Raw genomic sequence first — 14,760 nt, 5'->3', positions numbered from 1 at the left:
TTCCGAAGTACAGCGAACTTTCCGTTCACTTCTTCTTTCTCTAATTTGTAGAAGCTGATGGAAGCCTTGTTATTCTGTTTTTCCGCTTCTGCGAGTTTCTTGGAAATGGCACGGTACATACGAATGAGTTGTTTGTGGCGTTTCGTCCGCTTCATGCATTTTACCCGATTCAACAGTTCGCCCAAGCACGTATTATAGATCGCTCGATTGATTTCCAACTCGGTTTCAATTAGCTTTTCATCGCTCTCATCAGTATGCATCTTGACTTTCAGCACGAAAGTCGGGGATGTTTCCTTTGCCATTCCCAACACCTCTTTTCCTGAATCGTTGACCTATTTTCAGTGTACCATAAAACGAACATACGTTCCAATCGGAGACAGGAAGAATTGCATAAAAAAATGCTGAAGTGCCAAAAACCTTCGGTTTTCAGTGGCACTCCGCATTTTTCTTCGCTTTCCTCCCACCGCTAAAGCAGTGGGCTTCCAGCTCAGGCAAGTCTGTGATGAAATTTGGGGAATACGCTGCTATGTATTTGCTTTCATGGGGACCAGCGCTTTGGGATACCATTCAGAAACAAGGTGGTCTTTCTACCTTTGAAGAGGTAATAGAGAATAACCAGTTACACTTTGTTTTCCCACAAACAAAGCAATATACAAAAGAACATAAGTTAGAATGTTCAAAACTTCAAAAACGTTTTAATAGACAATCAGAAAATCTTAGACAAATGATCCCCTCAATTCACCGTGTTAGACGACTTCTTGCAAATATTCCAACTTATATGATTTTCGATGACCATGATGTTACGGATGATTGGAACCTATCTAGGGATTGGCAAGAGAATGTCTTAAACTCCCCACTCGGAAAGCATGTTGAGGCAAACGGTCTCGGAGCATATTGGGCATTTCAGGGTTGGGGGAATTCACCTAACTCCTTTGATCACCTCTTTATAAGCAGAATGAAAAAATACTTTTCTGAATTCAATTTTGATTCATCAACTTATCATAGCTGGATAAACGGTTTACGGGACTTTACGAGTTGGCATTTTGTGGCACCTACTAAACCGAAGACTATTTTTCTTGACACGAGAACACAGAGGACATTCGATGATACACCTACGCCAGTAAAAATTGGAATGGATATTGATGAAAGTGTTCGAAGCCCCCAACTAATAAGTCATGAGGGGTGGCAGCTAATCTCAGAGACTTTAATATATGCAGGTTGGCGTAGCGGAGAATGTTTAACAATCGTGTCACCTGTTCCCTTATATGGGGTGGGTCTCATTGAATCGTTTTTGACCTCTTTTGTTTATCCACTAAGAGCTCTTGGCATTCCGGTTCATCAAGCCGTAGATTACGAAGCATGGAAATATAACGGAAAAGGGTTTAGTGAATTTCTAGAATGGATTTTTAAGTGGAATCCAAGTACATGTATTATCGTTTCTGGAGATGCTCACTATGCCTCTTCTGTTAAAAGCTCCATTGAATCTGTAGAAGGAAGTAGAGCTACTATTATTCAATTTACCAGTAGTCCAATGCATAACATGAGTTTCACCGGCATATGGGGAATGCTGTTAAAATTAACAATTTGGATGAACAGTATAAAAAGGAAAAATAAAAACATTGTCCGGTATTGCGACAATGCTTACAACTTACGAGTAAAATCTTCCGATACTCCCTGCCCCTCTGACTGCCGTTGGAGTGAAACGATTACCTATCTCTCAACTGACAAAGGTACCCTCCTCCAAACAGATAATAACTTAGGGTTATATTCAATCTCACAAGAGAAAATTCAGAATAAGTTACTTCATATTAAAAATTTCAATCGAAAAAAAGATTTATTGTTTGAACCTATCCAGTTAGAACCTTTGGAGTAGCTCCTCAAACGAGAGTAACACCAAAGAAATTCCAACTTAGAATGTTAGTCCCTTATACCATGAACACTGGATTCTGCGTACCCTGAATTCATATACTTTTGTATGAAAACTCCTATAGACAAAAAGATATATTTAACTAACCTCTACAATACTTTATTTTTTTAAGAGGTTTACTATTTCCTTTTTTCAAGATCACTTTTCATGATAGATGGTCGCTTACGTTAAACATAACGTACGCCATGGTGGTTTCTTATCTTTTTAAAAAACAAAAAGTCTTACAAGATGACGTATCAACTTGTAGGGCTAATCAATTAGTTTTCTTCTACCTCTTTACGGTTTTTCTTGAATAGCTTGGATAATACTTCATAAACGATTGGTACAACAATTAATGTTAATAATGTTGAACTTGCTAGACCACCGATTACTGTAATACCAAGACCTTTCGAGATTAAACCACCACCGCCTGAGCCAATCGCTAAGGGGATTAACGCGCCGATAGTTGCCAATGCTGTCATTAAGATTGGACGTAGACGTGTTACGCCAGCTTCTAGAATCGCTTCTCGCATACCCATACCATCACGTTCCATATGAATAATACGATCTACAAGTACAATGGCGTTCGTGACTACGATACCTATCAACATTAATAGGCCCATCATTACAGATACAGAAATTGTTTCACCAGCAATTAATAAACCTACAAATGATCCAATTACAGCAAACGGTAACGAGAACAGAATCGCAAATGGCGCGACACCTTCACGGAATGTTACCACTAGGATGAGGTAAACGATTGCGATTGCCGCAGCCATTGCTATACCAAGTTGTGTAAATGTTTCATTCATATCTGCTGCTACACCGCCAACATCCATTGTTACACCATCAGGTAATTCTAATTTATCAATGGCTTCATCTACTTCAGATGTTGCTTTTGAAATATCTTTATCAATGATTGTTCCTGAAACTGTTGCGTAGAACTCTCCTTGACTACGTGCAAGTGAATTTAACGTTGTACCTTCCTCAACAGTTACAAGTTCAGAAAGTGGCATTGTCGTACCAAGTGCTGTCGGTACTTGTGTCGCTAAAATATCTTCAATTGATTTAGGTTGTGCATCTTCTTCTTGTTGAACGATTACTTCTAGATTTTCACCGTCTTTTTCCACAGTTGTTAATACTTCTTGTGTTGTTGTTGGGCTTAACATCATAACGATTTGACCGGTTGTTAAACCATACTGCAGTAATTCACCTTGATCTATGTTGAATGTATATTCAACGTATGCATCTTCTGCACTTGAAGAAACATCTTCTAAGCCTTCATTTTCACTCATAACATCTTCTACCATTTTTACAGTGTCATTTAGTTTATCTAAATCTCCACTGTAGAATGAATAGCTTACTTCATTTGTAGACATTGACATAGAAGTGAAACTTTGGCTCTTCCATTCACCTGTTTGGCCAATGTTGAACACATACTCTTCAATCTCAGTACGGACTTCTGAGAAGTTTTCCATTTCTGGATCAAAGATTAGGTATACTAATCCACCACCTGCTCCACCGCCACCCATCATAGCTGCCATCGGATCGCCACTTTTTGTTACTGATAATTGAACGATATCAATATCATCACGTTTAAGTAACTTTTCTTCTACAATTTCAATGTTGGCTAAGGTATCTTCCATCGTCTCGCCTGTTGCCGGCGTGTATGTTAAATTCATTACTTTTTCTTCTTCACTTCCTAAGAAGCTAAAACCAATTAATGGTGTTAACGCCAAACTACCTGCTAATAAAGCAACAGAAACAAGCGAAGTAATAATTTTATGGTTAAGTGTCCATTCAAGGATGCCTTTGTATTTGTTAGATAATTTGCCAGCCTCTTTATGACCACTTGCTTTCTTTTCACTGTTTAATTTTTTCCTAAATAAGTAGTGAGATAATGCAGGAACGATTGTAACGGCCACTATTAACGAGGCCACAAGTGCAAATGTCATTGTTAATGCGAAAGGCATAAACAGCTCTCCTACCATCCCACCAACGAAGATAAGTGGTGCAAATACTGCAACCGTTACTAATGTTGATGATAGGATTGGTTTGAACATTTCAATTGTTGCTTCACGTACAAGTTCGCGACCCTTTAATTTCTCATCTTTCAAATGTAGACGACGATAAATATTTTCTACCACTACAATTGAGTCATCAATTACCCTACCGATAGCAACTGTAATGGCTCCTAACGTCATAATATTTAGCGTAATACCCAAATAGTTTAATAGTAGTAGAGCCATGAAAATCGAAACTGGAATGGATACAATCGAGATAATTGTTGATTTAAAATCACGTAAGAATAGAAGGATGATTAATATGGCAATTAATCCACCAAATAATGCTTTTTCAATCATGGTTGTTACCGCCTTCTCAATTGGCGCACCTTGATCAAGTGATACATCTATTACGAGACCATCAATATTGGCCTCTTCTTCTAGTATTAATTCCTTTACAGCGTTAACAACATCAACTGTGTTTGCTTGTTGCCCTTTAACAATCTGAATTGCAATAGCCTCTTCACCGTTTGTTCGTGAAATTGATTGAACATTACCGACTACTTCAATTGTGGCGATCTCACTAAGTTTCACAAATGGTGAAGGGCTTGTTTCTGATGTTGTAGGAATAAGCATTTCCTTTAAATCTTCAGCTGTTATGAACTTGCCGTCTATCGTTACAGCTTGTTCACCTTCATCAAATTCATAAAGACCTAATGAAACTGCTAGGTCACTTGCTTGGATCATTTGCTTTACTGTATCTTCTGTTATAGCAAGTTCAGTCATTTTTGCTTCATCATAAGTGAGCTGTACTTCTTCAATATGCTGACCCGTGATAGTTGCAGATGCAACACCATCGATATGCTCAATTTTTGGAAGTAGTGTTTCCTCCACTGTGGACGTTAATTCAACAATATCTTCTGTTGAACTACTAACACTTAGTGCTATAACCGGCATCATGTTAATGCTAATTGCTGTAATTACAGGCTCTTGTGCACCTTCTGGTAATGCCACTTCATCTAACGCAGTTTTTAATGCGCGATTCGCCTCATCCATATCTACACCGTATTCGTATTCAACTTGAACACTCGCCACGTTAGAGTTAGAATTTGAAGAAAGGGATTTTACACCTTCGAGGCCTTCTATTGCTTGCTCTAAGGGTATGGATACTTCTTCCATTACTCGCTCAGGAGTTGCTCCTGGATATACGTCCATTACCAGTAAATAAGGTATCGAAATATCAGGAATTGTCTCCATATTCATTCGAGTACCTGAATAAATACCAGCTACCGTAATAATGATTGTAAGCAACCATACTGACAGTTTATTTTTTAAGACAAAATTGACTAAACTTTTCACGATTACACCCACCCTTAATTGACTTAATAAGCTCAATTACTTATAATAATGACTAATCGGTCATTTGTCAATGATATGAACTAGGAGCGATATACTATAATGGTTAAAAAACAATTAATTATGGAAAAAGCAATAGACCTGTTTGCAAAACAAGGTTTTGAGGCAACATCAGTTCAGCAAATAACAGAGCATTGTGGAATTTCCAAAGGTGCTTTTTACTTATCCTTCAAATCAAAAGATGAGTTAATTCTTGCGTTAATTGACCATTTTATGATGCAATTTACCGCCGATATTGACTATGTGGTCAAAAACACCAAAGATGATGAGAAACTGTTTCATGAATTTTATTACACAACTTTCAATTCTTTTCTTAAACACTCTGATTTCGGTAAAATTCTAATGAAGGAACAATCACAATCTTTCAATAAAGAACTCCTGATAAAAATGCAATCCTATGACAAGTTGTACGAGAAATCTATCATGACAATGATCGATCGCTTGTACGGGGATGAGATTGAACATATTAAATATGACCTTATGTATTGTATTAAAGGTTTTACCAGTACTTATTCACATTTGTTTTTATTCCAAAACGTCTCGGTAGATTTGGACTTGCTATCTCAATCACTCGTAGAAAAAACTCACATATTAGCGAAACACACTACCATACCATTCATATCAGCCGAGCTGGTCCACATGGGTAGACTACCAATAGATGATTCGGTGACGAAGGAACAAATTCTTGAAGTTGTGGAACAGAAAATAGAGGAGATAGAAGAATCTATTGAAAAAGAGTCACTGGTCCTATTAAAAGAACATCTAGTCGAACCTTCCTTAAGTCCCGCTATTATAAAAGGCTTGTTGGAAAACATTCGAAATCATCCTCATTGCAAATGGATTTCTTATTTACTTCGTAATTATTATAAGTTTTACTAAACGGCACAATTGAGTGTCAGTTAAAAAAGGATTCTTGCATTAAAATAACCTTAATACTTAAAAGAGGAGAGCAAAGTGACATCACTTTGCTCTCCTCTTTCGTATAGGTAGTCTTTCAGAGGGTCTGATTCCCTAATGGTGCTTTAGTCGCCCAACATTTTAGATGTATTTAATAAACAAAAGAAGTGGACCAAGTGATTTGGTTCACTTCGCCCACCGCTATTTCTTCAGATTAATCCTGTGTTGTTTGTACACCCTTCGCTTCCCTGTAACCTTAAAGCAAATCGTGTTTTGAGTTTGGTTTATAAAAGAATCATACACAACATATATAGTTTGGGAGTTCTGCCAAACTGTACCATGGCTGTAAAGGTTGTGGTCTAATTTAATTGCGTTTTTCTTGGTTCTCTAAGATTGCACTCTTCAAGAAAACTTGTTTACTTGGCCGTCTATTAGAATATTTAACATAAAGCAAAAATGTGCTCTACCCAGTTATCCTAATAAATCACCGAGTATGTCGGTCATTGATTTTTTTCGTTTGTGTTTTGGTGGATAACCGTCTTTTGAATGCTTAGAGTCGTACCCTTTATCATAATCACTTCTTGAATTTTCTCTACTCTCACGGTACTGACGATCGTCTGTATCGTATGACTGGCTATATGATTTTTGGTCTTCTTTTAAGCCTTGTGTAATTTTTTCTAGTTCTCCTCGATCAAGCCAAACACCTTTACAATCTGGACAAACATCAATTAATATTTTCTTTTTCGACTTCTCTCATTCGAACGTTATCGCAAACTGGTCAATTCAACTTCTTCAATCCTTCTGAATTTATTAATCAATTTCTCTCCACTTATCATAGCAGGTATTCAAAAAGTTAATGATGTTTTACTTCTATCAAAACTTAACTTAGTGTTCTTGGTTTGAGACCCACTAACATTAGAATACTCACAAATAATACAATTCCCGCTCCAACTGTAAAAATTAAAGTAGCAGATGTGCCTAGAAGTCCCGCTAAAAATGCTCCTGAAATAACCCCTAATGAGAAACAAGCATAATAAACGCCAAAAGCTTTCCCACGATTTTGAGAATTCGTGCCTTTCATGATAGTTGTACTCGTGGAAGGGAACAATAAGGCGAAGCCAATGCCATAGAAAACCATAGCTAGCAATACTGTAATAGAAGAAGTAGCAAGTCCTAGACCCAATATAGATAAAGCGATAGTAAACAATCCTGTTAACATCAATCTACTGTTATTAAAACGATCAAAGATTCGGTTAGAAGGCAGTATAAAAAATAGAATTGCTACAATACCAAATATGCTAAAGTAAATGCCTGTCATTTCTTGCTTCAAATGAAGTTCTTCCACTTTCAATGGCATGGCATACGTAAGTATCCCTTGCATAAGTAGTAACAGGAAAATAGAGACATAAGAGAATTGAATAGTAGAATTTTTTATAAAAGAAAACCCTATTTCTTCTTTTATAGCTGATTTAATTAAAGTTACTGGTTTAGATTTAATGAATACTAAGGATGTAAATCCAATCAAAATCAAAGCCAATGATACAACATAAAATAACCATTCAATACCCAATCTACCAGTTAGTATAGCTCCCATGGCTGGCCCGATAATCGCTGCAATCCCAATAGCAGCTCCTGAATGAGACATCTTTTTACCACTCGATTGTGAATCATCATTTCGTCCAATTGCTGCAAATGCGGCAGGGACGATAAAGCCAGCAGCAAAGCCGTGAAAAAAACGAATAGCCAGCAGCTGAGTTGGATTTGTAACATATGTATAAAAGAAAACGAGAATACCTGCTAAAATCATACTACTAGCTAAAATTCGTTTCGAACCAAACTTATCTACCCAAATCCCCGATAGTACGTTCCCTAACATATTTGAAAAAGAGTAAACACCGATTACTGAACCGACTATTAAAGGAGTAGCCCCCAAACTAGTAGCAAAAGGGGCTATCACAGGTAACTGTGAAAACATGTCGATAAATGCAACAATCAGTAAAATATACATAAAAATCAAGGGATACCCTTCTTTCATTTACCTGATTCATAACACTAGTTCCTTCTTTTGATATATTAATAGAGTTTTGATTATATTGATGTCATCTTTAAATATGACGTTAAACACATACCAAAATTTCTCTAGAAAATATCCCTTTCTTCGCAACACATCTGTCTGTTATATTGAATCCGACTTCTTTAACCATGTGGTCAATATTATCAATCGTCACCAACACTAATTTTTTCGAAAATGGACGTGCATGCATAAGAATTGAAAGTTGATCTTCAGGAGTGGCATGCGTGTATAGATTGTATGGCATATCAATAATCGTCGCATCGTAGCTCCCATTTACTTCAGCTATTGGACCAAGATCTACTTCTCCAATTAATCCGAAATGTTCAATGTTTTCGCGCGAACCCAACACCACCAATGGATTAATATCTCGACCGACAATATCAATCCCCATCGAAAGGGCTTCAACTAAAACTGTACCAATCCCACAACAAGGATCAATTGCCTTAATTCCATTTGGATTAGGAACAGCAATATTTGCTACCGCACGCGCTACACGTGTACTAAGTGCAGTAGAATATTCACGAGGCTTTTTCATATGATGCAACCAAACCGCGTCACTTTTTACATATATACCGAAATACCATTTACCCTCAAAAGGAACTAAACCGAACGTTATATCAGGATGATGAACATCCGCTTGACCATCAATAATCATGCCAATCTCTCGTTCAATTTGTCGCTTTTGTTGATAGTCAACTTTTTTTGTGGAAATCAAATCATTGATTTTGACAAAAATTACTTTGAACGTTTCATCATTCATTTTAACAATTTCTACTTGTTTCAAAATATCCGACAACTCGTTCCCTTCAAATAGAACGTCAATTCGTTCCTTAACAAAAGGACTCCTACTTGGAGTAACATCGATGGAACTTTTGATTATTTTCGTTTGAGTATCCATTCCAAAAAATGAACGCATTTCTAGGTGACACAAAGATTCTTCATCATCAGTATAAGCATATGTATAAATAAAATCGCCTGTTTGAGGTAGTTGATTCAAATTATTCCCATCCTTTATAAATGCTCATCAAATAAAAAATTGAGCTATTACTTGTAAGTATAACAATTGGAGTATGTGCGTAATACTAACTGAATAATTAGTTTATTTTTGTTTTTTATTTTTGAATAGGATTTAATATTCTTTCCATAAATAAACTTAAACATCATACATGAATGTTTTGTTAAGATCCATACTTATTTAGAATACATCTTGAAAGGAGACATGATCATGGAAAGAAATAATAATGCTTCAAGTAGCAACAAAAATTCAGTGCCATTAACACAAAAGCCAGCTGGAATGAATAATTCACGTGAAGAGTTTGCTCGAGAATTTTCAGGTAATAACAACCAAAACTCTTCAGGTAATAACAAGCAACAGTCTTCAGGCAATAACAAAAACTCAATGCCATTAAAACAAATGCCCGGTGCTGTAGTTAACAATTTACGTGAAGAATTTGCTCAAGAATTTTCAGGTAAAAACAACCAAAACTCTTCAGGCAATAACAATAAACAGAGCACTCAAACACCTGGAAAAACAAACTCTACTCCTAATAGAGGATTAGAGGAGTTTTCAAGAGAATTTCTAGATATAATTAAGAAAAACATTAAACCAGATAATTCAGGTCAACAACGTAAAAAGTAAATCCCAAGATATGTTTCCTTTATTCAATTTGTTATTCAATAAATAAGGAACAGGTAAACCTTAATTGGTTTGCCTGTTCCTCTTTTTAATTTCAATTTCGTTTGTGTAATCTAATCAATACAAATTTATATTAACTAATTATTTTACTTTTTATGATTTTTTACATTTGGGTCATTTTGATTTTGCTGTATGGCTTGTTGCTCTTGCTTTTTCTTCAAGCGTTTATGTCTTCTTCTTCTTTTATTCAACTTGCTTAACTTCTCTTCAGGGGATAAATTCCCTATAACTTGCTCGCTACTTTTTGAAATTTCATTTGATTCCTCTTGGTCGATCACCCCTTCATCTGTTTCTAGTGTTTTATGAACAGTTGTTTTTATTTCTTGATTTTCCGGTTTATTCCGACTAACACTAAAGCTTCTCACGTGGTATGTTGGTATTTTAAAAATTTCATTATTGACCTCTAGTATTAGATATTTTTCATTATTCTCTAAAACTAATCCTTGTAAGCTTTCTAGACCTTTTCTATTTATTTTTACCCAATGTTTTTCAATACATGTTAAAGGGTTGTTAGCGGTTTCCGAAGATAATTGATGGTACAGCTCCATATCTACTTCATTACCATATAAAGAATTGTTTACTTCCATTCCATCATTGACAACTTCATTTGCTAAATCATGACTAAAGCTAGTAATATAATGTTCCTTTAAAAAAAGTAATCCATCTCTCTCTGTGTAAAGCACAATGAAGTTATCTTTTATATCCATTAAGTACCCTTCTTTAACTTCAGAACCGTTGTCAAATACGCGAATTTCTTTATTTTTAAAATTAACAATGAGTTCATTGAATGTAGATGCTTTGGACAAGTTATTAGTGTTGTGTACCTTAAAAATAGAATTAAATCGATTCTGCGAGTATTCTCGAATACTTTTTATGTAACCAGTTTTGTAGTATATAATCTCTCCATCTTCTATTTGAAGGGTTAAGTAATCAACGTTGACCGCTAATAAAAGACCCACACTCGAATGAGAGTTACGCTTATAAACTTTTACCTCTTTTCCAACTAAAGAAAATAAATATTCATCTTTCAAACCATTTCCCCTTTCCTCTAATGTATATTATTCCAGGTTTATAAAAAGTCTAAAATTTAAATATGTTACTAAAATTTGATTGCATTATTATCAGTTTATCTGTCAATTTCACTTATTATGTTCAATTAAAATTTAAAAGAAATCATTTCTGTTTTTTCTACATGAAAATCTCTAAACAAAGCCATACTTTTAAGAACAAATACTTTGGAAAGTAGGCGAAGATATGGGAAGAGACGATCATAACTCATCAAGTAATAACAAAAATTCGTTGCCACAAACACCAAAATTCTTGAAAATGTCCCCAGGAAAAGCAAAAGAAGAATTCTCTCGTGAGTTCCAAGAAATTATTAATAAAGATGTGGATCACGAGGTACTATCTAAGAAGAATAAAAACAAAAAATAAGTATGATGTTCAATAGGGAGTGAAGGATTATGAATCCGGATCGAGAAAAAGAAGATTTATACGACCGAAGCAAAACTATTCAAAGTCTAAATGGAGTTCAAATATGGCAATATGAGACACTCGATGATGAAACAGTGGGCGATAAACTAAGTGAAGCAATTGAAGATGATACAGGAAAATTTCACGACGAAAACTTAAATAAATAAAATTTATTTCACCAATCAACCACCACTTACTTACTGGGTGGGTGGGTGGTTGATTACATACGAATTTATGCTGAAACTGCTAGTAATATTGGAATTAAGTTACTTTGTTGGCTTGGCTATTTATTTCTTTTTTCAGAACTTGACTGTAATTTATGAACGTTTATAAAAAGTCTCTCATTTGGGAATACTTTAAAAAGCTATTTAAAAAATAGGAGGGTTTTGAATTTGAATACACCAGAAAACTCAGTATCCATTTTCGCTTTAGGTGGAATAAATGAAATCGGAAAAAATATGTATGTCTTACAAGTTGAAAATGATATTGTGGTCATTGACTGTGGTTCTAAGTTTCCAGATGAAAGCCTACTAGGAATTGATTTGATTATCCAGGATATTTCATACCTAAAGGAACATAAGGAGCATATTCGAGGCTTAATTATTACCCATGGGCATGAAGATCATATCGGCGGTATCCCCCACCTTTTAAAGCAATTGAATATGCCTATTTATGCCACAAGATTCAGCTTAGGGATAATTGGTATCAAGTTGAAAGAACACGGTCTTTTAAGGTCAACCGAAACACATATAATTGACTCTCAATCAACAATTAACTTTAATGCGATAAAATGTACATTTTTTAAAATTAATCACAGCATTCCGGATGGTTTAGGAATTGCCTTCCACACACCTGAAGGTACAATCGTACATACTGGTGATTTCAAGTTCGACTTAACTCCAGTTAATAATGAACATGCAGATATCCATACTATGGCTGAAATCGGAAAAAAAGGTGTTCTTCTCTTATTATCAGAGAGTACAAATGCAGAACGTCCTGGTTTCACCCCATCTGAAAGCCTTATAGGAGGACATATTGAAGATGCATTTCGAAAAGCTAATAGAAAAGTATTTATCTCCACCTTTGCTTCAAACATCCATCGAGTTCAGCAAGTTGTAGACGCTGCGCAAAAGACTAATCGCAAGTTAGCATTACTTGGAAGAAGTATGGTCAATGTAGTGGGCGTCGCGATTGAACTAGGTTATTTACATGTGCCAGAAGGCATGATACTTGAAGCAAATGAAATTAATCGAATGGATCCAGAGCGAGTGGCTATTTTATGTACCGGAAGCCAAGGCGAGCCGATGGCAGCTCTATCTCGATTATCGACAGGTAACTTTCGACAAGTGAATATTCTGCCAGAAGATACGGTTATCTTTTCTGCAACCCCAATTCCAGGCAATGAAAAGGGTGTTTCCCGTATTATTGATAATTTATTTCTTTTAGGTGCTAAAGTAATTTATGGTTCTGATGAATCTAACGATATGCATGTTACTGGACACGCATGCCAAGAAGAATTGAAACTTATGCTTACATTAATGAAGCCTAAATATTTTATTCCTATTCACGGGGAATATAGAATGCTTCATAAACACCGTATATTGGCCGAGTCAGTCGGAGTGGAAAGAGAAAATATTTTTATTATAAACAATGGAGATGTTGTCGATATTAACAAATCGATTGCTCGTCAAACACGAAAAGTTTCGTCTGGAAATATTTTTGTAGATGGTTTAGGAATTGGGGATGTTGGCAGCATTGTGTTACGTGATCGTAAGCTACTTTCTGAAGAAGGTATGCTTATCATCGTCTTTACACTTAGCAGAACGGATGGTGAAATTGTATCGGGTCCTGATACGATATCTCGAGGTTTCGTTTATGCTCCCGATTCAGAAGAACTCATTGATGAAGTGAATCGCTTAGTAGTTACGACCATCAAAACCACACAAACTGCAAATTTCAATCAATATAATGTGCTGAAACAAAGCATTAAAGCTACAGTCGGTAAATTTTTATATGCCAAAACGAAAAGAAAACCAATGATTTTACCGGTAATCGTTGAGATTTAACTTAAGACATTAAATAAGCAACTTTCGTTATTGACTAAAAGAAATAATGTTTAAAACCACCATGAGCTATCTTGGTGGTTTTATTTAGGTTTATAGGTTCTTGACTCACGAAGTGGATCGAAGTATTTATTTTTCTAGGAACCTAAATTTCGAGTTTCAACTATTTGATGAAGCGCATTATGTATCTTATCAAATGTAAATTGAAATCCTTCTTTTTCAAGTCTTTCTGGTAAAACCCATCTGCTTTTTAATATTAATTCAGTTTCGGTTTGCATGAGAATAGCACCCATTTTAAGCATCCATGTTGGTGATGGAAGTCCTAACTTTTGGTTCATTGCTTGTCGTAGTTGTGCCATAAATTCGCGATTTTTGATGGGGTAAGGAGCTGAACAATTGAATATACCACTAAGATTTTTATTTGTTTGTAGGAATAAGATGATTTGATATAAATCTTCTATATGAATCCAACTGAACATTTGGTTACCTGACCCTTGAACTCCTCCGAGCCCGAAGCGTACTAGATTGAAGTAAGGCTCCATCGCTCCACCATTTGCACCGAGTACGATAGAGATTCGTAAAGCTGCTTGTCTAGTATGAGGTAAGTTGAAATCAAATAGGGATTTCTCCCAAGTCTTCGCAACGTCCACAGAAAAACCTGTTCCAATTTCTCCGCTTGTTTCCGTCATGGGGCGGTCTTCCGCATAGCGATAAATCGTTGCTGTACTTGAATTAATCCATAATGGTGGAGGGTTTTCACATAGTAACAGAGCGTTTCCAAGAATTTTTGTAGTCTCGGTTCTTGAATGGATAATTTCTTCCTTATTGCTCTCGTTATAGCGACAGTTTACAGATTTACCCGCTAGGTTAATGACCATCTCTGAACGTTCTAAAGCCTCTATGATCCCGGCTTGATTCGACCATGAAATATGTTGTGACTGTCTAGAAATGATCTTCACATCATATCCTAAATCCTTATATTTCCCTTCCAAATATTGACCAATAAAACCAGTTCCGCCAGCTATAACAATCGTTTTTTCCATGTTAACCACCCTCGTCTCTTATGATTTACTAATTAAGACGATGAAAACGTTTTTAGGATGCAATTTGGATGTTTTCTTTTGCGAATTCCTAATATTCACAATGATGGAAATAAGAAAAACCGGGCAAGTGTGCCCGGTCCTTAAAGAAAGTACACAGTATCCACTTTGGTTTCTGGTATGATTTCCGTT

The 14,760-nt window shown here is 35.8% G+C and carries 12 protein-coding genes and 1 pseudogene; 6 read left to right on the top strand and 7 right to left on the bottom strand.

Translation table 11 applies throughout. The features are described from left to right. Positions 1-302: pseudogene (locus B371_RS0107595) on the bottom strand (hypothetical protein); the annotation flags it as partial. A 200-nt stretch (positions 303-502) separates the two neighbouring features. Between B371_RS0107595 and B371_RS21485 the strand changes: the two are divergent. Further along, the gene (locus tag B371_RS21485; protein ID WP_157185171.1) at positions 503-1,873 is read left to right on the top strand and encodes a hypothetical protein; all 1,371 of its coding nucleotides are present in this window, start codon (positions 503-505) and stop codon (positions 1,871-1,873) included. A gap of 311 nt (positions 1,874-2,184) precedes the next feature. Here the strand turns inward: B371_RS21485 and B371_RS0107585 are convergent, their stop codons facing one another. Beyond that, on the bottom strand, positions 2,185-5,268 hold the full coding sequence (locus B371_RS0107585; protein ID WP_019413708.1) for an efflux RND transporter permease subunit: 3,084 nt from the start codon (positions 5,266-5,268) through the stop codon (positions 2,185-2,187). Positions 5,269-5,367: 99 nt separating this feature from the next. On the opposite strand from B371_RS0107585, the gene B371_RS0107580 reads away from it, so the two are divergent. Continuing rightward, a complete protein-coding gene (locus B371_RS0107580; RefSeq protein ID WP_019413707.1) occupies positions 5,368-6,204 on the top strand; it encodes a TetR/AcrR family transcriptional regulator in 837 nt (278 codons plus the stop codon). Positions 6,205-6,693: 489 nt separating this feature from the next. On the opposite strand, the gene B371_RS22835 is transcribed toward B371_RS0107580, so the two are convergent. From B371_RS22835 to B371_RS0107570, 3 genes are all read right to left on the bottom strand, one after another. Next, complete coding sequence (locus B371_RS22835; RefSeq protein ID WP_369751091.1) at positions 6,694-6,951, bottom strand: zf-TFIIB domain-containing protein; 258 nt, start codon at positions 6,949-6,951, stop codon at positions 6,694-6,696. A gap of 151 nt (positions 6,952-7,102) precedes the next feature. Next, entirely contained in the window at positions 7,103-8,230 is a 1,128-nt protein-coding gene (locus tag B371_RS0107575) for an MFS transporter (protein WP_237721515.1), read from the bottom strand. A gap of 109 nt (positions 8,231-8,339) precedes the next feature. Further along, positions 8,340-9,293 carry a TRM11 family methyltransferase gene (locus tag B371_RS0107570; RefSeq protein WP_019413705.1) on the bottom strand — a complete coding sequence of 318 codons (954 nt, stop codon included), beginning with the start codon at positions 9,291-9,293 and terminating at the stop codon, positions 8,340-8,342. A gap of 228 nt (positions 9,294-9,521) precedes the next feature. On the opposite strand from B371_RS0107570, the gene B371_RS21480 reads away from it, so the two are divergent. Beyond that, positions 9,522-9,935 carry a hypothetical protein gene (locus tag B371_RS21480; protein ID WP_019413704.1) on the top strand — a complete coding sequence of 138 codons (414 nt, stop codon included), beginning with the start codon at positions 9,522-9,524 and terminating at the stop codon, positions 9,933-9,935. A 143-nt stretch (positions 9,936-10,078) separates the two neighbouring features. On the opposite strand, the gene B371_RS21475 is transcribed toward B371_RS21480, so the two are convergent. Continuing rightward, on the bottom strand, positions 10,079-11,023 hold the full coding sequence (locus B371_RS21475) for a hypothetical protein (RefSeq protein ID WP_019413703.1): 945 nt from the start codon (positions 11,021-11,023) through the stop codon (positions 10,079-10,081). Between the two features lie 223 nt (positions 11,024-11,246). Here B371_RS21475 and B371_RS0107555 point away from each other — a divergent pair, with 223 nt between their 5' ends. The 3 genes from B371_RS0107555 to B371_RS0107545 all read left to right on the top strand — a co-directional run bounded on the left by B371_RS0107555 (position 11,247) and on the right by B371_RS0107545 (position 13,531). Then, the gene (locus tag B371_RS0107555) at positions 11,247-11,426 is read left to right on the top strand and encodes a YfhD family protein (RefSeq protein ID WP_019413702.1); all 180 of its coding nucleotides are present in this window, start codon (positions 11,247-11,249) and stop codon (positions 11,424-11,426) included. A 29-nt stretch (positions 11,427-11,455) separates the two neighbouring features. Further along, positions 11,456-11,632, top strand: coding sequence for a hypothetical protein (locus tag B371_RS23440; RefSeq protein WP_019413701.1), 177 nt, complete (start codon positions 11,456-11,458; stop codon positions 11,630-11,632). Positions 11,633-11,857: 225 nt separating this feature from the next. Further along, positions 11,858-13,531 carry a ribonuclease J gene (locus B371_RS0107545; protein WP_019413700.1) on the top strand — a complete coding sequence of 558 codons (1,674 nt, stop codon included), beginning with the start codon at positions 11,858-11,860 and terminating at the stop codon, positions 13,529-13,531. A gap of 134 nt (positions 13,532-13,665) precedes the next feature. On the opposite strand, the gene B371_RS0107540 is transcribed toward B371_RS0107545, so the two are convergent. Beyond that, positions 13,666-14,571 carry a TIGR01777 family oxidoreductase gene (locus tag B371_RS0107540; RefSeq protein ID WP_019413699.1) on the bottom strand — a complete coding sequence of 302 codons (906 nt, stop codon included), beginning with the start codon at positions 14,569-14,571 and terminating at the stop codon, positions 13,666-13,668. Between the last annotated feature and the right edge of the window lie 189 nt (positions 14,572-14,760).

The sequence above is a fragment of the Paenisporosarcina sp. TG20 genome, from assembly GCF_000286315.1.
Lineage (GTDB): Bacteria > Bacillota > Bacilli > Bacillales_A > Planococcaceae > Paenisporosarcina.
Note: the sequence above shows the minus strand (reverse complement) of the source record. Positions and strands in the feature narration are given on the sequence as shown.